This window comes from Williamsia sp. Y853, from assembly GCF_056786495.1.
The window spans coordinates 239645-262032 of the sequence record NZ_JBXCJC010000001.1; the positions used below are offsets into that span (position 1 = coordinate 239645).

Annotated in this window: 20 protein-coding genes; 19 read left to right on the top strand and 1 reads right to left on the bottom strand. The window is 64.0% G+C overall.

Features of this window, described 5'->3' with window-relative positions:
* Positions 1–22: 22 nt before the first annotated feature.
* The 3 genes from AC1TPF_RS01235 (at position 23) to AC1TPF_RS01245 (ending at position 2948) form a co-directional block, all read left to right on the top strand.
* Positions 23–469 (top strand): hypothetical protein, encoded by a 447-nt coding sequence (locus tag AC1TPF_RS01235; protein WP_482136986.1) that lies wholly within the window; start codon positions 23–25, stop codon positions 467–469.
* A gap of 106 nt (positions 470–575) precedes the next feature.
* A complete protein-coding gene (locus AC1TPF_RS01240; protein WP_482136985.1) occupies positions 576–1733 on the top strand; it encodes an acyl-CoA dehydrogenase family protein in 1158 nt (385 codons plus the stop codon).
* A 51-nt stretch (positions 1734–1784) separates the two neighbouring features.
* On the top strand, positions 1785–2948 hold the full coding sequence (locus AC1TPF_RS01245) for a thiolase family protein (RefSeq protein WP_482142306.1): 1164 nt from the start codon (positions 1785–1787) through the stop codon (positions 2946–2948).
* 29 nt (positions 2949–2977) lie between these two features.
* Here AC1TPF_RS01245 and AC1TPF_RS01250 read toward each other — a convergent pair whose 3' ends face one another.
* Positions 2978–3787 (bottom strand): crotonase/enoyl-CoA hydratase family protein, encoded by an 810-nt coding sequence (locus tag AC1TPF_RS01250; protein WP_482136983.1) that lies wholly within the window; start codon positions 3785–3787, stop codon positions 2978–2980.
* 209 nt (positions 3788–3996) lie between these two features.
* Here AC1TPF_RS01250 and AC1TPF_RS01255 point away from each other — a divergent pair, with 209 nt between their 5' ends.
* From AC1TPF_RS01255 to nuoN, 16 genes are all read left to right on the top strand, one after another.
* Positions 3997–6159 carry an MMPL family transporter gene (locus tag AC1TPF_RS01255; protein ID WP_482142308.1) on the top strand — a complete coding sequence of 721 codons (2163 nt, stop codon included), beginning with the start codon at positions 3997–3999 and terminating at the stop codon, positions 6157–6159.
* Positions 6160–6197: 38 nt separating this feature from the next.
* Entirely contained in the window at positions 6198–6617 is a 420-nt protein-coding gene (locus AC1TPF_RS01260; protein ID WP_482136981.1) for a hypothetical protein, read from the top strand.
* 270 nt (positions 6618–6887) lie between these two features.
* Positions 6888–7283 (top strand): NADH-quinone oxidoreductase subunit A, encoded by a 396-nt coding sequence (locus AC1TPF_RS01265; RefSeq protein ID WP_482136980.1) that lies wholly within the window; start codon positions 6888–6890, stop codon positions 7281–7283.
* Between the two features lie 42 nt (positions 7284–7325).
* The gene (locus AC1TPF_RS01270) at positions 7326–7880 is read left to right on the top strand and encodes a NuoB/complex I 20 kDa subunit family protein (protein ID WP_482136979.1); all 555 of its coding nucleotides are present in this window, start codon (positions 7326–7328) and stop codon (positions 7878–7880) included.
* Positions 7877–8572 (top strand): NADH-quinone oxidoreductase subunit C, encoded by a 696-nt coding sequence (locus AC1TPF_RS01275; RefSeq protein ID WP_482136978.1) that lies wholly within the window; start codon positions 7877–7879, stop codon positions 8570–8572. Before AC1TPF_RS01270 ends, AC1TPF_RS01275 begins: the two co-directional genes overlap by 4 nt.
* Positions 8572–9855 (top strand): NADH dehydrogenase (quinone) subunit D, encoded by a 1284-nt coding sequence (nuoD, locus tag AC1TPF_RS01280; RefSeq protein ID WP_482136977.1) that lies wholly within the window; start codon positions 8572–8574, stop codon positions 9853–9855. The genes AC1TPF_RS01275 and nuoD overlap by 1 nt, the downstream gene beginning before the upstream one ends.
* A complete protein-coding gene (gene nuoE, locus AC1TPF_RS01285; RefSeq protein WP_482142310.1) occupies positions 9852–10685 on the top strand; it encodes an NADH-quinone oxidoreductase subunit NuoE in 834 nt (277 codons plus the stop codon). The genes nuoD and nuoE overlap by 4 nt, the downstream gene beginning before the upstream one ends.
* A 1-nt stretch (position 10686) precedes the next feature.
* A complete protein-coding gene (gene nuoF / locus AC1TPF_RS01290; protein ID WP_482142311.1) occupies positions 10687–12012 on the top strand; it encodes an NADH-quinone oxidoreductase subunit NuoF in 1326 nt (441 codons plus the stop codon).
* Positions 12009–14414, top strand: coding sequence for an NADH-quinone oxidoreductase subunit G (locus tag AC1TPF_RS01295; RefSeq protein WP_482142313.1), 2406 nt, complete (start codon positions 12009–12011; stop codon positions 14412–14414). The genes nuoF and AC1TPF_RS01295 overlap by 4 nt, the downstream gene beginning before the upstream one ends.
* Entirely contained in the window at positions 14411–15649 is a 1239-nt protein-coding gene (gene nuoH / locus AC1TPF_RS01300) for an NADH-quinone oxidoreductase subunit NuoH (RefSeq protein ID WP_482136973.1), read from the top strand. Before AC1TPF_RS01295 ends, nuoH begins: the two co-directional genes overlap by 4 nt.
* Entirely contained in the window at positions 15594–16175 is a 582-nt protein-coding gene (gene nuoI / locus AC1TPF_RS01305) for an NADH-quinone oxidoreductase subunit NuoI (RefSeq protein WP_482136972.1), read from the top strand. The genes nuoH and nuoI overlap by 56 nt, the downstream gene beginning before the upstream one ends.
* Positions 16176–16217: 42 nt before the next feature.
* Positions 16218–16994, top strand: a complete 777-nt coding sequence (locus tag AC1TPF_RS01310; protein WP_482143985.1) for an NADH-quinone oxidoreductase subunit J — start codon at positions 16218–16220, stop codon at positions 16992–16994.
* The gene (nuoK, locus tag AC1TPF_RS01315; protein WP_482136971.1) at positions 16991–17290 is read left to right on the top strand and encodes an NADH-quinone oxidoreductase subunit NuoK; all 300 of its coding nucleotides are present in this window, start codon (positions 16991–16993) and stop codon (positions 17288–17290) included. The genes AC1TPF_RS01310 and nuoK overlap by 4 nt, the downstream gene beginning before the upstream one ends.
* 6 nt (positions 17291–17296) lie before the next feature.
* Positions 17297–19180, top strand: a complete 1884-nt coding sequence (gene nuoL / locus AC1TPF_RS01320; protein ID WP_482142314.1) for an NADH-quinone oxidoreductase subunit L — start codon at positions 17297–17299, stop codon at positions 19178–19180.
* Positions 19177–20742, top strand: a complete 1566-nt coding sequence (locus tag AC1TPF_RS01325; protein ID WP_482142316.1) for an NADH-quinone oxidoreductase subunit M — start codon at positions 19177–19179, stop codon at positions 20740–20742. The genes nuoL and AC1TPF_RS01325 overlap by 4 nt, the downstream gene beginning before the upstream one ends.
* Complete coding sequence (gene nuoN / locus AC1TPF_RS01330) at positions 20739–22346, top strand: NADH-quinone oxidoreductase subunit NuoN (protein ID WP_482142318.1); 1608 nt, start codon at positions 20739–20741, stop codon at positions 22344–22346. Before AC1TPF_RS01325 ends, nuoN begins: the two co-directional genes overlap by 4 nt.
* Positions 22347–22388: the final 42 nt, after the last annotated feature.

Sequence of the window (22388 nt, forward strand, 5' to 3'; positions counted from 1 at the left end):
GCACAAGATGAGGAGTATTTCCATGAATCGAATTGCGCGCACGACCACAGGTGTTCTCGCCGCTGTCGCAGGTAGCGCGGCATTGGCGTTTGCCGCGGCACCGGGGGCATCCGCCGCTCCGGTGTCCATCTGTCCGGCCCTACCTGGGCAATCAGCCACAGCCGAGGACTGCACGGCCGCTTCCGGGCCGACCGGATTGACCCTGGCCATCACGCTTGACGGTGGTAAGGCCTATGTAACCGGAGACAACTTCGCCGGACCTGCCGCCATCGCCATCGGTCCAGGAGCAGAGGTAAACATGGAAGGCGTGAATCCGGGTCTCGCGATCGGTATCGCCGGCCCCGGTGGCCAGGTCACCGTTGACGGAGTCAACCGTGTTACCTGCACAGATGGCCCCGGCTTCGCGGGTGACTTCCAGACGCTGACCGGTTGCTTCAACGACGGGACCATGCAGATCCCGCTGGGCTGACCGTTCACTTAGCCCTATCGCTCCATCCCCAGGTGCTCTATGTTCGAATTCGCCGCTGTGTGCGCTCGGATCTCCCGGAGCACAGGCATCTGGGGATGGAGGCACCGTGCTTCGGACAGTGTTCAACGAAGAGCATGAAGCTTTTCGCAAGGTGATTCGCGATTTCATCAATCGCGAGGTCGTTCCGGTGCACCACGAGTGGGAGGTGCAGGGTCATCCACCCCGGGAGTTCTACAACCGACTCGGTGAGCTGGGCATCCTTGGCATCGAGGCCCCCGAGGAGTTCGGTGGCGGCGGCTCGGACTCTTTCAAGTTCACCGCGATCGTCACCGAGGAGGCAGCCCGCGCCGGCGTCACGTTCGGCTCATACTCGGTGCACTCCAACCTGATCCTGCCGTACCTGGTCGAATACGCGACCGAGGAGCAGAAGAAGCGCTGGCTTCCCGGTTTCATCTCCGGCGAGATCATGACCGCCATCGCGATGACCGAGCCGGGGACCGGATCTGACCTGGCCAACATCGCCACCACTGCCAAGCTGTCCGAGGACGGCGAGTACTACACCCTGAGCGGTTCCAAGACCTTCATCACCGGCGGCGCACTCGCCGACCTCATCCTGGTCGTCTGCCGTACCGCGTCCAGCACCTCGGAGAACCGGCGGTCCGGGCTGACCATCCTGTGTGTCGACACCACGTCCGAAGGTTTCTCGGTTGGCCGCAAGCTCGAGAAAATCGGACTGAAGGCCTCCGACACCGCCGAGCTGTCATTCGACAACGTCCGGGTGCCGGTCACCGATCGCCTCGGTGAGGAGGGCGAGGGCTTCAACTACCTCACCCATAATCTCGCCCAAGAGCGCCTGACCATCGCACTGCAGGCTTCGGCCTCCGCCCAGGCAGCCCTGCAACACGGCATCAACTACGTCAAGGAACGCACCATCTTCGGTAAGCCGTTGGCGTCGTTCCAGAACTCCAAGTTCGTTCTGGCCGAGTGCGCCACCGACGTCGATGCCATCGTTTTGATGGCCGACCATGCACTCGAATTGCACGACCAGCGACAACTCAGCGTGCCCGACGCCGCGAAAGCCAAGCTCTTCTGCACCGAGGGCGCCGGCCGGGTCATCGACAAGTGCCTGCAGCTGCACGGCGGCTACGGATACGTCACCGAGTACCCTATCGCCCGCCTCTACGCCGACACCCGTGTCTCGCGCATCTACGGCGGAACCAGCGAGGTCATGAAGACCATCATTGCGAAATCCCTTGGTATCTAGCCAACTTCGTTCATCCATCAAGAACACCCTCAACTCAGGAGACAAGCGCAGATGCGTGATGCAGTGATCGTCGATGCCGTCCGCAGCCCGGTGGGCAAAAGGAACGGCGGACTGGCCGGAGTCCATCCGGTCGACCTGTCGGCCCAGGTTCTCCAAGCCCTGGCCGCCCGCAACAACCTCGACCCCGCCACTGTCGACGACGTGATCTGGGGTTGTGTCTCGCAGGTCGGCGAGCAGGCCGCGTGTATCGGCCGGTACGCACTGCTGGCTGCCGGATGGCCCGAAGAGGTTCCCGGTTTCACCGTCGATCGCCAGTGCGGCTCGTCGCAGCAGGCCGTTCACCTCGCGGCAGCCGGTGTCGTCGCCGGCCACTACGACATCGCCGTCGCCGGTGGCGTCGAATCGATGTCGCGGGTTGTCATGGGGGCCACGCGTGCCGGTGGACTCCACGGTGAGCCGTACGGCCCGATGGTCCGCGCACGGTATGACTTCGCGTTCAATCAGGGCATCGGCGCGGAGATGATCGCCGACGAATTCGGGCTCAGCCGTACCGATCTCGACCAGCACGCCCTCGACTCACACGAGCGCGCGGCCACCGCCATCGACGATGGCCGTTTCACCGACCAGATCGCACCGATCACGGTGACGGATGACGACGGGGCCACCACGATGGTGACCACCGACGAAGGTGTCCGCCGTGGCGGCACGCTCGAAAAGCTCGGTGCGCTCAAGACCCCGTTCAAGGAAGACGGCGTCGTATCGGCGGGTAATGCCTCGCAGATCTCCGATGGGTCAGCGGCACTTTTGGTGACCACCAGCGAGATCGCGGCGGCCAATGGTTGGACGCCGCTGGCACGCGTGCATTCGGTGGCCGTGGTCGGCGCTGATCCGATCACCATGCTCAAGGGCCCGATCCCGGCCACGGCAAAGGTTTTGGCGCGCGCCGGGATGTCGATCAACGACATCGGGACCTTCGAGATCAACGAGGCCTTCGCCTCGGTATCACTCGGATGGCTGCGTGCCACGGGTGCCGACTACAAACTGCTCAATCCCGAAGGTGGCGCGATGGCGCTGGGCCATCCGCTCGGCGGATCGGGCGCGCGCCTGATGACGACCATGATCCACCGCATGCGCGACAACGGGATTCAGTTCGGTCTGCAGTCGATGTGCGAGGGTGGCGGCATGGCCAACGCGACCATCATCGAATTGGTCTGAGCCGCCCCACATCCCTTGCGCGTGGGGGGTCATTCTCCGGTGAAGTCCCCCACGCGACGTTCGTTGAAGGCGGCCAGAGCTTCCCGATGATCCTCGGTCGGATGCGAAAGGGCCTGAAGGGCCGCGGACAGTTCCAGGAATCCGTCGAAGTCCTGCCTGCCCGATTCGCGCAGTAACCGCTTCGTGGCCCGCAGCGCATGCGGCGGGTTCACGGCGACCCGCTCGGCGAGTTCCCGGGCGGTGGCCAGCAGATCCTCGGGCTCGACGACCCGCGAGACCAACCCCCAGTCCAACGCCGTCGCGGCATCGACGCGATCGCCGGTGAACGCCATCTCGGCGGCCCGCGCGGCACCGACGGCCCGCGGCAACAGCCACGCGCCACCGTCACCCGGGATGATCCCGAGCTTGACGAAACTCTCCGCGAAGAATGCCTTCGTGGAGGCGACGCGCATGTCGCACATCAGCGTCAGGTCGCAACCCGCGCCAACCGCCGGGCCGTTGACAGCCGCGATGATCGGCACCTCGCACGTGTACACCGCGCGTGCCAGACGCTGGATCCCACGCCGGTAGCCCTGAAAGATCTGGTGCGGCTTTCCGCCGAACATGCCGTTGCGATCGACCATGTCCTTGACATTGCCGCCCGCCGAGAACGCACTGCCCGCACCGGTGAGGATCACCACGCGTGTCTGCGGATCGGTGTTCGCGATCTGCACCAACTCGACCATCCGGTCAACCACCTCATCCCCGGAGATCGGGTTGCGGCTCTCTGGCAGGTTCAGCGTCCAAGTGGTGACATGTCCCTCGGTCCGGGCAAGTACGACATCGTTTTCGGCAGTCATCACGCGATCCTATCCACGAGGCGATATTCCCCTTTTCCTCGTGCCTATCCGCGTGCAGCCGAATATCCGGTTAGCACACTTGCCAATTGCAATCGCGTTAAAATTGGCCAGCTCTGATGCGACGTCGCACCGCGCGGCGGGTCGTCCCTACAGGCGGCAACAAACGACCGTCCTAGAACACAGACACGTTGTCAGCGAACAGGATTCGAATGTTTGCATTCATCGCACGCGTCGTTGTCGGTCACCCGTGGCGAGTCATCGCGGGTTGGGCCGTCATCGCGTTGCTCATTATCGTGTTCTCGCCCAGCCTTGGGGACCACACCAGCGGTAACAATCAGGATTTCCTTCCCAAATCGTTCCAGTCGGTGAAGGCGCAAGAACTTGCCGACGAATACTTTCCCGCCTCCGCAGGCGCCACCGGCACGCTGGTGATCTCACGGACCGATGGTGCGCCACTGTCGACCACGGATCAGCAGACCGCCCTCGGACTCGCCGCCACGTTGCAGAACGAGAAGATTCCGGGCGTCACCGCGGTCACCGGCAGCGAAGAGTCCTTCTCGCCGGATGGAAAAGTGGCCGTCCTGCAAGTGTCCTTTGCCGGCCAGGCAGGCGCCGACAACGTCGATAACGCGGTGCCAAAGGTGCGCGAAGCCGCCCGTAAGGCACTCGATGGCACCGGCCTTCGGGCCGGCCTGACGGGCAACGCCTCGATCCTGGTCGACACCGACTCGGCATACGACAATGCCGAGAACATCATCACCATCGCGACCGTCATCGTCATCGTGCTCACCCTGGGCCTGGTCTTCCGCAGCCCGATCATCGCGGTGGTACCCATCGTCGTGATCGGCATCGTCTACCTTGCGGTTCGCGGCGTGACCGCCTTTGCCGCCGATCTGTTCGACTTCAAGGTTCCCAACACCCTCGATGCCATATTGCTGGTGGTTCTCTTCGGAGTTGGTACCGACTACATCGTGTTCCTGCTCTTCCGATATCGGGAACATCTGCGGCAGGGCGCCAACCACCATGACGCACTACTCCAGTCCACCAGGGTGATCGGACGGGTGGTCGCCTCATCCGCCATCACCGTGATCGGCGCGTTCGCCGCCCTGTTCCTGGCCAGGCTCGGCTTGTTGAATTCGCTTGCACCCGGGCTGATCATCGCCGTGGCGCTCATGCTGATGACAGCCCTGACATTGATACCCGCAATCTGCGCCCTGCTGGGCAAGTATCTGTTCTGGCCGCTGGGTCCGGGCACCGAGTCGAAGCGGTCGCCCTATGGTCCCATCAGTCGATTTGTCGGACACCGCCCGGCAATTGTGGTGGTGATCGTCGCCGCCGGGCTGATCGTGTTGACGATTTTCGCGCCGTCATACAAATCGACGTACGACACGCTCAACGAAATGCCCACCGACACCCCCTCTCTCGAGGCCTACGACACCCTCTCCGCATCTTTCCCCCAAGGCGCACTCAGCCCCACTCAGGTGTACGTCGAGACCGAAGGGCCGGTTCCACAGGACGACTTGGCCACGCTCAGCAGCAATCTCAGCAAGGTCCCCGGTGTGGCATCGGTGTCGGAACCCAGAATCAGTACGGACGGCACGGCAGCGGTGATGGATGTCATCCTGGTCGACGGACCCTATACATCCGGGGCACTCGATCTCGTCAAAGGTCCACTCAACAAGGCCGCCCAGAGCTCGATCCCCGATGCCGATGTGCTCGTCGGGGGCGAGTCGGCGACACTCGCGGACGTCCGCTCGCAACTCGATTCGGATAGCAAACGGGTCTTCCCGGTGGCCGTGGTGATCGTGGGCCTCATTCTCGGGTTGCTGCTGCTATCCGTGCTCGCACCACTCAACCTGCTTGTCTGCGTGGGTCTCACGTTCGGTGCCACCCTCGGAGCGGTTGTCATCGTCTTCCTGTTCGCCGCCGGACTCGACGGGATCGACTTCACCACCCCGATCGTCCTCTATCTGTTCGTGGTGGCCATCGGGACCGATTACAACATCCTGCTGAGCGAACGCATCCGAGAAGAGTTCTTGAACGGCCATCGACCTGCCGAGGCCGCCAGGATCGCCATCGCGGGCAGCGGACCCACGGCCGCCGCAGCCGGCACCATCCTCGCGTTGACCTTCGCCTCACTGATCCTCACCGGGCTGGACAATCTGAGAGAACTCGGGACCGGCGTGGCAATCGGTGTACTGCTGGCCTCTCTGGTGATGGCGCCGATATTGGTCCCCGGACTCTCGGTGTTGCAGAGGAGCGCATTCTGGTGGCCGACGAAACGATCCAAACCGCCTGCGGCCGACGCGGATGCAGATGCACCCGGCCCCGGAGGCGACGGACCGAAGTCGCCGAAACCTATTGTTCATTGACCAAATCCACAGGCTCCCCGACGAGTAGCATCGGCCCCGTGACCGAAACACCGGTACGCACCAACAATCGCCTGGACGCCAAACGTGTCCTCGTCTACAGCGACGACGCGAGCACCCGCAGGCAGATCATCGCTGCCCTCGGCGACTTCCCGCCCGACGGCCTCGACCCCTTCCTCTACGTGGAGGTGGCCACCGGCCCCGGTGTGATCCGCGAGATGGACGCCGGGAGCATCGACCTGGTGATCCTCGACGGAGAGGCGGCTCCGGCAGGCGGGATGGGTATCGCGCGGCAGCTGAAAGACGAGATCGTCGACTGCCCGCCGATCATCTTGCTCACCGGCCGTGCGGAAGATCGATGGCTGGCGTCGTGGTCGCAGGCCGAGGCCGTGGTTTCCCGCCCGATCGACCCCTTTGCGCTCACGAAAGCCGTGGTTGCGGTACTGCGTTCGCGCCCGTAGACCCATCTTTTGACCTCTCATCGTTCCCGTTTCCACAGTTCACGCTGTCCGGCTTTTTATGAGCGATCCAGATAACTGCGATTACAAATCAGCACGGCCGTCCCAGCCCGTAACGGTGTCGCCGCAGACCCGGCCGACGGTAGTGTGTGTTTCAGATCACACACGGCCCCCTGGGTGATCCGAGCACGAACATCGACCTTGCGAATCGGCCCTGTCCGAGCGTCGCCGCCCACTCCGCAACCACTCGCTGGGAAGGAGCAACACGCACACGTGAACCTGTATGTGCCGATATTTGTACTCGGCCTGATCGCAGTGGCATTCGCGGTCGGGTCAGCTGTTCTCGCGGGTGTCGTCGGCCCCCGCCGATACAATCGCGCCAAACTGGAGGCGTACGAGTGCGGCATCGAACCGATCCCAAATCCACTGGGCGGCTTGGGAACCGACATCGATTCGGGAAGTGTTACCAGGCAGCGCATCCCGGTGAAGTACTACCTGACCGCAATGCTGTTCATCATCTTCGACATCGAGATCGTGTTCCTGTATCCGTGGGCGGTCTACTTCGACTCGCTCGGCGTGTTCGGCCTGATTGCGATGGCGCTGTTCATCTTCAATGTCTCGGTGGCGTACGCCTACGAATGGAGGCGCGGCGGACTGAGTTGGGACTGATCGGCTCGAACCGAGCACGCTGCCCGAAAGAGAGTGTCCATCATGGGTCTTGAAGAAAAGCTCCCCAGCGGATTCCTGCTGAGCACGGTCGAGGGCCTGGCCGGGTACATGCGTAAGGGCTCACTGTGGCCGGCCACATTCGGTTTGGCCTGCTGCGCCATCGAGATGATGGCCACCAGCGGTGGACGTTTCGACATCGCCCGCTTCGGGATGGAGGCCTTCCGCGCCTCGCCCCGCCAAGCCGACCTGATGATCGTCGCAGGCCGGGTCAGTCAGAAGATGGCGCCGGTTCTCCGCCAGATCTACGACCAGATGGCGGAGCCGAAATGGGTTCTTGCCATGGGTGTTTGTGCATCATCGGGCGGAATGTTCAACAACTACGCCATCGTCCAGGGCGTCGACCATGTTGTCCCTGTCGACATCTACCTACCCGGGTGTCCCCCGCGGCCCGAGATGCTGCTGCACGCAATCCTCAAGCTGCACGAGAAGATCCAGGAGATGCCGCTCGGTGTCAATCGCGACGAAGCGATCCGCGCAGCCGAACAGGCCGCGCTGTCGGCCACCCCGACCATCGAGATGAAGGGGTTGCTGCGATGACTCCCCCGACACCAGAGAAGGACTCCGGACGCGAGGTGATCGGCACCCGTCGCGGCCTGTTCGGCGCGAGTGGCAGTGGTGACACCTCCGGGTACGGCCGTCTGGTCAGCCCGATCTTCATGCCCGAGCGCACATCCCGGCCATACGGGGGCTACTTCGACGACGTTGTCGACCAACTCGGCCGGGCTCTGGCCGCACGGGGAGGACCCGATGCCGACGAGGCCATCGAGAAGGTCGTGGTGTTCCGCGACGAACTGACCATCCACGTGCGCCGCGAACATCTACCGGCAATTGCCGGTGCGCTCCGCGACGAGCCCGGTCTGAGGTTCGAACTGTGTCTCGGTGTCAGCGGTGTGCACTACCCCGACGAGACCGATCGCGAACTCCATGCCGTCTATCCGCTGTTGTCGATCACCCACAACCGCCGCATCCGTATGGAAGTGGCTGCGCCGGACGCGGATCCGCACATCCCGTCCCTGTATGCGATCTATCCGACGTGCGACTGGCATGAACGGGAAACCTACGACTTCTTCGGGATCGTGTTCGACGGCCATCCGGCGTTGACCAGGATCCAGATGCCTGACGACTGGGAGGGCCATCCGCAACGCAAGGACTATCCACTCGGAGGTATCCCGGTCGAGTTCAAGGGTGCTCGCATCGCACCGCCCGACCAGCGGAGGTCGTATAACTGATGACCACGTACAACGCGACCGGACAGGATTGGGACGAGGTTGTCAGCGCCGCCACCGGCGCGGGCGAGGAGCGGATCGTCGTCAACATGGGACCGCAGCATCCGTCGACCCATGGGGTGCTGCGTCTGATCCTCGTGCTCGAAGGCGAAACCGTGATCGAAGCCCGCTGCGGTATCGGCTACCTGCACACGGGCATCGAGAAGAACCTCGAATTCCGCAACTGGACCCAGGGCGTCACGTTTGTCACCCGGATGGACTATCTGGCCCCGTTCTTCAACGAGACGGCCTACTGCCTCGGGGTCGAGAAGCTTCTCGATATCACCGACGCGATCCCAGAGCGGGTCAACGTCATTCGGGTGATGCTGATGGAACTCAACCGGGTCTCGTCCCATCTGGTGGCGCTCGCGACCGGCGGCATGGAACTCGGCGCGGTGACCGCAATGCTCTTCGGATTCCGGGAACGGGAATTGATCCTCGACGTCTTCGAGATGATCACCGGTCTGCGGATGAACCACGCCTATATCCGGCCCGGCGGACTCTCCCAGGACCTACCCGACGGGGCCGTCGAGAAAGTCCGCGAGGTGCTCCGCGTGCTACCCGGGCGCCTGCGCGACATGGAAGATCTGTTGAGCGAGAACTACATCTGGAAGGCCCGAACCCGAGGCGTCGGCTATCTCGACCTCACCGGATGCATGGCGCTGGGTGTCACCGGACCGATCTTGCGGGCCACGGGACTGGCCCATGATCTGCGTCGGTCCTCTCCGTACTGCGGCTACGAGAACTACGACTTCGACGTCATCACCGATACCGCCTGCGACTCGTACGGCCGCTACCAGATCCGGGTCAAGGAGATGAAGGAGTCACTCAAGATCGTCGAGCAGTGTCTCGACCGGCTTCGTCCCGGACCGATCATGGTGGAGGACAAGAAAATTGCTTGGCCAGCCGAGCTCACCGTCGGGGACGACGGTCTGGGGAACTCCCCGAAACACATCTCCGAGATCATGGGATCGTCCATGGAAGGTCTGATCCACCACTTCAAACTCGTCACCGAAGGGATGCGGATCCCACCGGGGCAGGTCTATATCCCGGTCGAATCTCCGCGCGGCGAACTCGGCGTCCACATGGTTTCCGACGGTGGCACCCGCCCCTATCGGGTTCACTTCCGGGATCCGTCGTTCACGAATCTCCAAGCGGTGGCCGCGATGTGCGAGGGCGGGATGATCTCCGACGTGATCGCCGCCGTGGCCGGGATCGACCCCGTGATGGGGGGTGTGGACCGATGAGCGCCGAACCGGTCTTCATCGACTTCGGTACACCGCGCGATGTGGCCGCCGAATCCCGGCGATACCCGGACGATGTGGCCGCTCGCCTGACCGGTGACGCGATACAGATCATCGCCAGGTATCCCAGCGCGCGGTCGGCTCTGCTTCCGTTGCTCCATCTCGTGCAGAGCGTGGACGGATACATCACACCGGCCGGAATCGGTTTCTGCGCAGACCAACTCGGTCTCACACCCGCCGAGGTCACGGCGGTGTCCACCTTCTACTCGATGTATCGGCGCGAAGAGACCGGCGACTATCTCGTCGGGGTCTGCACCAACACGTTGTGCGCCGTGATGGGCGGTGATCAGATCCTGGCCGATCTGCACGAACACCTCGGAGTGGAGGTCGGCCAGACCACTCCCGACGGCTCGATCACGCTGGAACACATCGAATGCAACGCGGCCTGCGACTACGCGCCGGTGGTGATGGTGAACTGGGAGTTCTTCGACAATCAAACACCCGGATCCGGTCGCGACCTGGTGGACGCACTGCGCCGGGGTGATCCGGTGACACCCAGTCGCGGTGCCCCACTGTGCACCTTCCGCCAAACCGCCCGGATCCTGGCCGGGTTCGCCGACCCTCGCGAGGGGTCCTCGGATGCGGCCGAACCTGGTGCTCCGACGCTGGCCGGGCATCGCATCGCCAAAGAACGCGACATGCAGGCTCCGGAGGAGGCCACGGCTTCTGACGAGGTCGCAGGCCCCGATGACGAACAGGCGGCCGCGGAGTCGACGGCCGACAAGCCTGCACCGGCACCGTCTGCAGACGTGTCTCCCGGAAAGGCGAGCTGAGATGCCTTTGACACCAGTGCTGTCCCGTTACTGGGACGAGCCCCGATCCTGGACCCTCGACGCCTACCGTAGCCACGAGGGCTATGAGGCACTGAGCAAAGCCTTGGCGATGGACCCCGACGAGCTCATCGCGACGGTGAAGGCCTCGGGCCTGCGCGGGCGCGGTGGCGCCGGATTCCCGACCGGGATGAAGTGGTCGTTCATCCCCCAGGGGGACGGCAAACCGCACTACCTCGTGGTCAACGCCGACGAATCCGAACCCGGAACCTGCAAAGACATACCCCTGCTGCTGGCCACACCCCATGTGTTGATCGAGGGCATCATCATCGCGGCGTATGCGATTCGGGCCTCGCACGCGTTCATCTACGTTCGTGGGGAGGTGATTCCGGTGCTGCGGCGCCTACAGACCGCGGTCGCCGAGGCCTATGAGGCCGGACTCCTCGGCAGCGATATCCTCGGGTCCGGATTCGACCTGGAACTGGTGGTCCACGCCGGGGCCGGAGCGTACATCTGCGGTGAGGAAACCGCACTGCTCGACTCCCTCGAAGGCCGACGCGGCCAGCCTCGTCTGCGTCCCCCGTTTCCGGCGGTTGCCGGTCTCTACGCCAGCCCCACCGTTGTGAACAATGTCGAGTCGATCGCCAGCGTTCCGCCGATCATCCTGCGCGGCAACGATTGGTTCCAGAGCATGGGCACAGAGAAGTCACCCGGTTTCACCCTGTACTCGCTGTCCGGCCACGTCACCACCCCTGGCCAGTACGAGGCCCCACTGGGCATCACACTGCGTGAACTGCTCGACTACGCGGGCGGCGTCCGGACCGGCCACCAACTCAAGTTCTGGACACCTGGCGGTTCTTCGACGCCCCTCTTCACCGCCGAGCACCTCGACGTCGCCCTCGATTACGAAGGCGTCGGCGCGGCCGGTTCGATGCTGGGTACCAAGGCATTACAGATCTTCGACGACACCACCTGCGTGGTCCGAGCGGTACTGCGATGGACCGAGTTCTACGCCCACGAATCCTGCGGAAAGTGCACGCCGTGCCGCGAGGGCACGTATTGGCTGGTCCAGATTCTGCGTGACCTGGAGAACGGCACCGGCACCGACGCCGATCTGGAGAAGCTCCTCGACATCTCCGACAGCATCCTCGGAAAATCGTTCTGCGCTCTCGGCGATGGTGCAGCCAGCCCGATCACGTCCTCCCTCAAGTACTTCCGCGACGAGTACATCGAACACGTCCACGGTGGCCGATGTCCTTTCGATCCGGCCAGGTCCACGCTGTTCGAACCGGCCGACTCCACGCTGTTTGACCAGGTAGGTGCCCCATGACCCTGACCAACAATTCGGCCCCGGGGTCGGCCGTGACCGATCTGGTCGCGATCACCATCGACGGCACCGAACTCAAAGTTCCCAAGGGCACGTTGGTCATCCGCGCCGCGGAGCTGATCGGCGTGCAGATCCCCCGATTCTGTGACCACCCGCTCCTCGATCCGGTGGGCGCCTGCCGACAATGCCTTGTCGAAGTCGAGGGCCAACGTAAACCCCTGGCCTCGTGCACCACCACGGTCTCGGACGGGATGGTGGTCCGGACGCAACTGACATCCCCGGCTGCGGAAAAGGCGCAGCGCGGCGTCATGGAGCTGCTGCTGATCAACCATCCCCTCGATTGCCCGGTCTGCGACAAGGGTGGTGAGTGCCCCCTGCAGAACCAGGCCATGTCGAGCGGGGCGGCCGAGTCCCGGTTCGAGGGCGTCAAACGTACGTTCCCCAAACCGATTCCGTTGTCATCGGAGGTCCTTCTCGACCGCGAACGTTGCGTGCTCTGTGCGCGCTGCACGCGGTTCTCAGATCAGGTTGCCGGTGACCGGTTCATCGACTTCCTCGAACGTGGCGCCCAGCAACAGGTCGGGATCGCCGAAGATGCGCCCTTCGAATCGTATTTCTCCGGCAACACCGTGCAGATCTGCCCGGTCGGCGCGCTGACCGGGGCGGCATACCGATTCCGGGCCCGCCCTTTTGATCTGGTGTCCAGCCCCAGTGTGTGCGAGCACTGCGCCGATGGCTGCGCTCAACGCACCGATCACCGGCGGGGCAAGGTGCTGCGACGCCTGGCCGGCGACGACCCCGAGGTCAACGAAGAGTGGAATTGCGACAAGGGTCGATGGGCCTTCACCTACGAGACGTCGCGGGACCGGATCACCACGCCGCTGATCCGAGACGCCGAGGGCAATCTGGTTGCCGCATCCTGGCCGCAGGCTGTTGCCCTTGCCGCGGCCGGTCTGAAGTCGGCAGGTACCCGAACCGGGGTACTGGTCGGTGGCCGGGTCACCGCCGAGGACGCCTACGCATACGCGAAGTTCGCCCGAGCGGCTTTGGGCACCAACAACGTCGACTTCCGAAGCCGGGCGCATTCGGCCGAAGAGGCGTCCTTCCTGGCTTCCCGGATCGCCGGCCGCCCGATGGCCCTGACCTATTCCGATCTCGAGAAGGCGCCGACCGTTCTGCTCGCGGGATTCGAACCAGAAGAAGAATCGCCGATCATCTTCCTCCGCCTGCGCAAGGCGGTCCGCAAACGTGGACTGACCGTGATCTCGATCGCGCCCTTTGCCGGCAATGGCCTGAGGAAGATGTCGGGCGGCCTGGTCAAGGTCGCGCCCGGCGGCGAACCTGCTGCGCTGGAGCAACTTCAGGGCTCCGACCTACTTCGTGAGCCGGGCGCGGTCATCCTGGTCGGCGAGCGGCTGGCCCAGGTTCCGGGAGCGTTGACCGCCGTGGGCGCACTCGCCGACGCCACCGGGGCATCGATCGGCTGGGTACCGCGACGGGCGGGTGAACGGGGGGCACTCGAGGTCGGCGCGATCGGTAACCTCCTGCCCGGTGGCCGACCGGTCCGTGACCGGATCGCACGCGCCCAGGTGCGCCAGATCTGGGGTACCGAGTTGCCACCTACGCCGGGGCTCGAGACCGCCGAAATCCTTTCGGCCGTCGCAGCAGGGGATGTCGAGGCGCTGGTGGTCGGCGGTGTGGAGCTCGCCGATCTGCCCGATCCCGACGCGGCGCTGGCCGCGCTTGTCGCCGCACCGTTTGTGGTGAGCCTCGAGATGCGGGAAAGCGACGTCACCGACCACGCAGACGTTGTGTTCCCGGTATCGCCCGTGGTTCGCAAGAGTGGCACGTTCGTGGACTGGGAGGGACGTCCACGCTCGTTCGAAGCCGCCCTGCCCAGTGACGGCGCGATGCCCGATCAGCGAGTCCTCGATGCGATCGCCCGCCAGATGGGCCGCGACATCGACCTTCCCGACGCGGCCAGTTCACGCGACGAACTCGGTCGGCTCGGGGCCTGGGACGGCGCCTTCGAAACACACTCTGCAACAGCATCTGCCTGCGTACCCGAGACCTCACCGGGACGAGCGGTACTGGCCGGCTGGCGAATGTTGCTGGACTCCGGGCGCCTGCAGGATGGTGAACCGCACCTGGCAGGCACCGCTCGGCGTCCGGTGGTGCGGCTGTCGGCGGCCACCGCTGCCGAAAACGGCGTTCATGACGACGAATTGGTCACGGTGAGCACCGAGCGCGGATCCATCACGCTGCCACTGGAGATCACCGAGCTGCCCGATCGTGTCGTGTGGCTGCCACTGAACTCCCCGGGCAGCTCGGTGTATTCGACCCTGGGACCGGCTGTGGGACAGTCCGTTCAGATCACTCCGGCAGCCAGGGTGGAACGCTCATGACCGACCTGTCCGCCTTCGGCCACGACGCGTGGTGGCTGATCGTCATCAAGGCCCTGGCGATCTTCGTCTTCCTCCTGCTGACCGTCCTGATCGGCATACTCGCCGAGCGCAGGGTGATGGCCTGGATGCAGACCCGCGTCGGTCCGAACCGGGTGGGTCCGATGGGTTTGCTCCAAAGCCTGGCGGACGGGGTGAAACTCGCACTCAAGGAAGGGATCATCCCGGCCGGGGTCGACAAGCCGATTTATCTACTCGCACCGATCATCTCGGTGGTACCGGCCATCATGGCGTATGCGGTCATCCCGTTCGGTCCCGAGGTATCGATCTTCGGGCATCAGACACCACTGCAGCTGACCGACCTGTCGGTGGCCGTCCTGTACATCCTCGCGGTCACGTCGGTGGGGGTCTACGGGATCGTGCTCGCCGGCTGGTCGTCCGGATCGACCTATCCCCTCCTCGGCGGCCTGCGGTCGAGTGCGCAGGTGATCTCCTACGAGATCGCCATGGGCCTTACCTTCGCCGCGGTCTTCCTCGACGCCGGGACCATGTCGACCTCGGGCATCGTCGCGGCGCAGGACGGCACCTGGTACGTCTTTCTGCTGCTGCCCTCGTTTGTGGTCTACGTGATCTCGATGGTCGGTGAGACCAACCGTGCGCCTTTTGATCTCCCGGAGGCCGAGGGTGAACTCGTCGGCGGCTTCCACACCGAGTATTCGTCGCTGCGTTTTGCGATGTTCATGCTCGCCGAATACATCAACATGGCCACCGTGTCGGCGCTGGCGGCAACCCTGTTCTTCGGCGGATGGCATGCACCCTGGCCGATTTCGATCTGGGATGGCGCCAACTCGGGATGGTTCCCGTTGATCTGGTTTGTGGCCAAGGTCTGGGGATTCCTGTTCTTCTTCATCTGGCTGCGCGCCACCCTGCCGCGGCTGCGCTATGACCAGTTCATGGCGCTGGGCTGGAAGATCCTCATCCCGGTCTCCCTGGCCTGGGTGATGGTCGTCGCCACGGTCCGCGCGCTCCGCAACGAGGGATACAGCAGCGCCACCGCCGTCATCAGCGTGGCCGGGGTGGTTGTCGCACTGGCCCTGATCGCGGTCCTGTGGAGAGTCTTCCGAGGCATGCGCGACCGCCGTCGCGCCGAACCCGAACTCGTCGAACGTATAGAACCGTTCGATGCCATGGCGGGCGGATTCCCGGTCCCACCGATCAAGGAGAGCAGCGATGCGTAACCCACTCGAGCCCCTGGCCGGTTTCGGTGTGACCTTCCTGTCGATGTTCAAGAAGAACAACACCGAGCTCTACCCCGAGGTGAAGAATCCCACGGCCGCCCGATATCACGGGCGCCACCAACTCAACCGGTACGCCGACGGACTGGAGAAGTGCATCGGCTGCGAATTGTGCGCCTGGGCCTGCCCGGCCGATGCGATCTACGTCGAGGGCGCCGACAACACCGAAGACGACCGTTACTCACCGGGCGAACGTTATGGCGTTGTCTACCAGATCAATTACCTGCGGTGCATCGGCTGCGGGTTGTGCGTCGAGGCCTGCCCGACACGCGCTCTGACGATGACCAACTTCTACGAGATGGCCGACGACAACCGGGCCGACCTGATCTACGGCAAAGACCAACTGCTCGCCCCACTCGCCGACGGTATGACGCCACCGCCCCACGCGATGGCACCCGGGAGCACCGACGAGGACTACTACCGCGGCAACGTCATCGGTGAGGTGATGCCGCCGAGCACGCCCCGGTGACGCCCCGCCGATGAGACCCGAAGGAGAATCGCAGTGAACAGCCTGTTGTCCGCATCGACACTTGCCGCGCAGCCGCTGACCGAGACGTCAACCGCTGAGGCGGTGCAGTTCTGGATCCTCGGCACGATCGCCGTCCTCGGCGCCCTCGGCGTGGTGTGCTCGGCCAAAGCGGTGTACTCGGCGGTCTTCCTGGCGATGACCATGATCATCCTTGCCGTCTTCTACATCGCACAGGGTGCGATGTTTCTCGGCGTCGCGCAGGTGGTGGTGTACACCGGCGCGGTGATGATGCTCTTTCTGTTCGTCCTCATGCTCGTTGGAGTCGACTCGACGGATTCACTGGTCGAAACCCTTCGGGGACAACGCCTCGGAGCAATCGTGGCCGGGCTCGGATTCGGGATCCTCATCATCGCCGGTGTCGGCAGCGCCTCGGTGACCGCCTTTGCCGGAGTCGAGGAGGCCAACGCGGGTGGCAACGTCGAGGGTTTGGCCGAGATCATCTTCATCCGATACCTGTGGGCATTCGAGTTGACCGGCGCGTTACTGATCACCGCCACCCTCGGCGCGATGGTGCTCGCCCATCGGGAACGACTCGTCCCCAAGGCAACCCAGCGGCAGATGTCCATCAACCGGTTCCGCGACGGTGAACGCGCCACACCCCTGCCCAATCCCGGTGTCTACGCCCGCCACAATGCGGTCGACATGCCGGCGCGCCTACCCGATGGTTCCTATTCCGACCTGTCGGTCAGCGACGTCCTCGTTCCCCGCGACCCGACCGGTCCGACTCCCGCAATCCGCGACACGGAGCGCCGATCATGAATCCGGAGAACTACCTCTATGTTTCGGTGCTCCTGTTCACCATCGGGGCCGCCGGTGTTCTGGTCCGCCGCAACGCCGTCGTGGTGTTCATGTGTGTCGAGTTGATGCTCAATGCCTGCAACCTCGCGTTTGTCACCTTCGCCCGCATGCACGGCAATCTCGATGGCCAGGTGATCGCGTTCTTCACCATGGTCGTTGCCGCCGCGGAAGTTGTTGTCGGCCTGGCGATCATCATGATGATCTTCCGCACCCGCCGCTCGACCTCGGTCGACGTCGCCGATCTGCTGAAACTCTGATCCGCCATGGACAAACTCGTCTGGGTCCTTCCGGCACTGCCCCTCGCGGGGGCAGCGGTTCTGTTGTTGGGCGGTCGGCGCACCGACCGATGGGGACATCTACTGGGCTGCCTGATGGCATTGGCGTCGTTTGTGTTCGGTGTCGTCTTGTTCCTCGACATGCTCGGCACATCCACCGACGACCGCTCGATGGATCAGACCCTGTTCACATGGGTTCCGGTCGGAGAACTGCAGGTCGACTTCGGGTTACAGCTCGACCAGCTCTCCATGTGTTTTGTTCTGCTGATCACCGGCGTCGGGTCGCTGATCCACATCTATTCCGTCAGCTACATGGCAGACGATCCTGGAAAACGCCGGTTCTTCGCATATTTGAACCTCTTTCTGGCGGCAATGCTGCTGCTGGTGCTCGCCGACAACTACCTCGGCCTGTACCTGGGCTGGGAAGGAGTCGGTCTGGCGTCGTACCTGTTGATCGGTTTCTGGCACGAACGGCCCGCTGCGGCAGCCGCCGCGAAGAAGGCCTTTGTGGTCAACCGGGTCGGCGACATGGGCCTGGCGATCGGCATGATGATCATGTTCGCGACGTTCGGCTCGGTTGGCTTCTCCGAGGTGTTCGGTGGCGCCGGAGAAGCCGGCGAAGGAACACTGACCGCACTGGGACTCATGCTGCTACTCGCGGCCTGCGGAAAATCAGCTCAGGTCCCGCTGCAATCCTGGCTCGGTGATGCCATGGAGGGCCCGACCCCGGTCTCCGCGCTGATCCACGCGGCCACCATGGTCACCGCAGGCGTGTACCTCATCACCCGCTCGGGACCGATCTTCAATCTGGCGCCGAATGCCCAACTGGGCGTGGTGATCGTCGGTGCGGTGACCCTGCTTTTCGGCGCGATCATCGGCTGCGCGAAGGACGACATCAAGAAGGCACTGGCCGCATCGACCATGAGCCAGATCGGCTATATGGTCCTCGCTGCCGGGCTGGGCCCGGCCGGGTACGCGTTCGCCATCCTGCACCTGATCACCCACGGGTTCTTCAAGGCCGGGCTCTTCCTGGGCGCCGGTTCGGTGATGCACGGCATGAACGACGAGACCGACATGCGCCGGTACGGCGGGCTGCGGACCCTGATGCCGATCACGTTTGTCACCTTCGGGCTCGGATACCTCGCGATCATCGGCATCCCACCGTTCTCCGGATTCTTCTCGAAAGACAAGATCATCGAAACAGCCTGGGCGGCAGGTGGTGCCAAGGGCATCATTCTCGGCACCGTGGCGGTGCTCGGCGCCGGGATCACCGCGTACTACATGACACGCGTGATGCTGTTGACCTTCTTCGGGGACCGGCGGTGGGCAGCCGACACGCACCCCCATGAGTCGCCGACACTGATGACCGCGCCGATGATCGTGCTTGCCCTCGGGTCGGTGGGAGCCGGCGGACTCCTGGTACTCGGCAGCTCGCTGCAAGACTGGCTGGAACCCGTTGTCGGAGAACACCACGGACACCTCGGTGTGCCGGTCTGGGTGATCACCGTCAGCACCCTGGCCGTGGTGCTCGTCGGGGTGGGGATCGCCTACCGCCATTATGCCGGGCGCACCATTCCCGACGTCGCCCCCGACGACGTGACACCGTTGACCGAGGCCGCCCGCCAGGACCTCTATGGCGACGCATTCAACGAGGAAGTATTCATGCGTCCTGGCCAAAAGCTCACCACTGCACTGGATGTGGTCGACACCAAGGGAGTTGACGGCGTCGTTCGCGGCGTTGCAACTGCGGTGTCGGCGTTCTCGGCAGGCGCGCGTCACCTCCAAACCGGTTTTGTTCGTTCGTACGCGCTGTCGGTCTTTGCCGGCGCCGCCCTTGTGGTCGCGATGATGATGGTGGTGAGGGTGTGGTGAGCGACGTTCCCTGGCTGACACTGTTGTGGGCGGTACCCGCCGTTGGCGCTGTCATCATCCTCAGCATGCCACCGCGGATGCGCGAGCATGTGAAGTGGATCGCCCTGGCCACCTCGGCGGTGGTACTCGCCATCGCCATCGGCCTCGCGATCGACTTCGACACCGGCGGCGCGCAGTTCCAGTTCGTCGAATCCAGGTCGTGGATACCGGCTTTCGGCGCGAGCTACGCGCTGGGAATCGATGGGATCGCGTTGGCTCTTGTGCTCCTGACGGCAGTTCTGTTGCCGCTACTGCTGATCGCCGGCTGGCATGACGCCGACCCGGAACGACGACGGGCCACACACCGCTACGTGGCGCTGATGCTCCTGGTCGAGGCGATGGTGATGATCTCGTTCACCGCACTCGACATCCTGCTCTTCTACATATTCTTCGAAGCCATGCTGATCCCGATGTACTTCCTCATCGCCGGATTCGGGAGTCCCCGCGAAGCCGGAGAACGCACGCGCGCGGCGGTGAAGTTCTTGCTCTACAACCTCGTCGGCGGTCTGGTCATGCTGGCGGCGGTGATCGGACTGTACGTGGTCACCGTGGATCACGGCGGTGGCACCTTCGATTTCCGCGAGATCGTTGCCGCGATCTCGTCGGGCGCACTCGACATCGATCCCACCGTGGCCAAGGCGCTGTTCCTCGGGTTCATGTTCGCCTTTGCGGTCAAGGCCCCGCTCTGGCCCCTGCACACCTGGTTGCCCGACGCGGCCGTTCAGGCGACACCTGCCGGCGCCGTGCTCATGATGGCCGTTGTCGACAAGGTCGGCACGTTTGCGATGTTGCGCTACTGCGTCCAGCTGCTTCCCGATGCCACAAGGTATTTCACACCCCTGATCATCACCCTTGCCGTGATCGGCATCGTGTACGGCGCGATCCTGGCGATCGGGCAAACCGACATGATGCGACTCATCGCGTACACGTCGATCTCCCACTTCGGCTTCATCATCCTCGGCATCTTCGCGTTGACCAGCCAGGGACAAGCCGGATCGACGCTGTACATGGTGAACCACGGGATCGCAACGGCCGCACTCATGCTCATCGCCGGCTTCCTGGTCACCCGGCGCGGCACCCGCAACATCGCCGACTACGGCGGGGTCCAGAAGGTCGCTCCGGTCATGGCCGGGACGTTCCTCGTCGCGGGGCTTGCCACCCTGTCACTACCGGGCCTGGGGCCCTTTGTCAGCGAATTCCTGGTCCTGATCGGCACTTTCACCCGCTATCCGGTGGCCGCGGTCTGCGCCTCGATCGCCCTGGTCCTGGCTGCCCTCTACGTGCTGTGGATGTTCCAGCGCATCATGACCGGACCGGTGTCGAAGGGCAACGAACGGATAGGCGACCTCAAGCGACGCGAGCTCATGGTCGTGGCACCGCTCATCGCCCTGCTGCTGGTGCTCGGCATCTATCCCAAACCTGTCCTGGACGTGATCGATCCCGCTGTCGGCCACACCCTGACCGTCATCGACGAACAAGATCCGGCGCCCGCTGTCGCCGTACCCGACGGAGGACCACGATGAACTCCGCTGTAGACGTGTTGCCGGCCCCGTCCATCGAATACGCCCAGCTCTCACCGATGCTGATCGTGTTCGGGGTGGCGGTGGTCGGCGTGCTGGTCGAGGCCTTTGCACCGGCCCGGTATCGCTATGGCGGGCAGCTGGTGTTGAGCATCGGAGGCTTGGCAGCGGCATTCATAGCTGTTGTGGCACTTGCCGGTACCAGTGCATCGGCAGCGGTGGGTGCCGTTGCTGTCGACGGCCCGGCGCTGCTGATGCAGGGCACCATCCTGGTCGTGTCGGCGTTGGTCATCCCGCTCATCGCGCAGCGGACGTCGGTCGGAGTTGCAGCGGCCGCCGGGGTGGGCACCGCCACATCGGGTGGACGAGGTGTCCTGGACGCGTTCACCTCTGCGGCGGCGACCGTACCCGGCAGCGAGAACGAGCACACCGCAACGCGGGCCGGGATCATTCAGACCGAGGTCTTCCCACTGGTCATGTTCGCGGTCGGCGGGATGCTGCTGTTCCCGGCATCGGACGATCTGCTGACGATGTTCATCGCCCTCGAAGTGCTGTCGCTGCCGTTGTATCTGCTCTGCGCGCTGGCCCGCCGACGTCGGTTGCTGTCGCAGGAGGCAGCGCTCAAATACTTTCTACTCGGCGCCTTTTCGTCAGCGTTCTTCCTGTTCGGCGCCGCGTTCCTCTACGGGTACGCCGGGTCTGTCCAGCTCGATGAGATCGCGGCAGCCGTCGACGCCGACACCGCCGATCGGACTCTGGCGCTGATCGGTGCCGGGCTGGTGTCGGTGGGGCTGCTCTTCAAGATCGGCGCCGTGCCCTTCCACTACTGGATCCCCGATGTCTATCAGGGCGCTCCCACCCCGATCACCGCCTTCATGGCCTCGGCCACCAAGATCGCTGCGTTTGGTGCGGTCCTGCGCGTCTTCTATGTCGCGCTACCAGACCTCAAAGATGATTGGCGTCCGGTGATGTGGGCGGTCGCGATCGCGACCATGGTGCTCGGTTCCGTTGTTGCGATCACCCAGACCGACATGAAGAGGATGCTGGCGTATTCCTCGGTGGCCCACGCCGGATTCATCCTCACCGGTGTGATCGCGATCAGCCGAGATGGCTTGTCGTCGACCATGTTCTACCTGGTGGCCTACGGCTTCAGCACGGTCGGAGCTTTTGCGGTACTGACGTTGGTCCGGGACGGTGCGGGCGAGGTGACCGCGATGTCGCGGTGGGCCGGACTCGGTCGCCGGTCACCGGTGGTGGCAGCAGTGTTTGCTCTGTTCCTGCTGGCTTTTGCCGGCATCCCGCTGACCAGTGGATTTGTCAGCAAGTTCGCGGTATTCGAAGCTGCCGCCTCAAGCGGAGCCGTACCGCTGGTGATCGTGGGTGTACTCAGCAGTGCGATTGCCGTGGTCTTCTACATCCGGGTGATCGGGTTGATGTTCTTCACCGAGCCCGATGCCGAACCCGATTCCGATGCCCCGACGGTGGTGGCACCCAATCTCGCGACCACCGTGACCATCGGAATCAGCGCCGCCGCCACCGTGTTGATCGGCATCTTCCCGCAACCGCTACTCGACCTCGCCGACAATGCCGCGGTGTTCTATCGCTGACATCTCGGACCGCCGGATAAAGTGGAACGTGTTCTATATTCT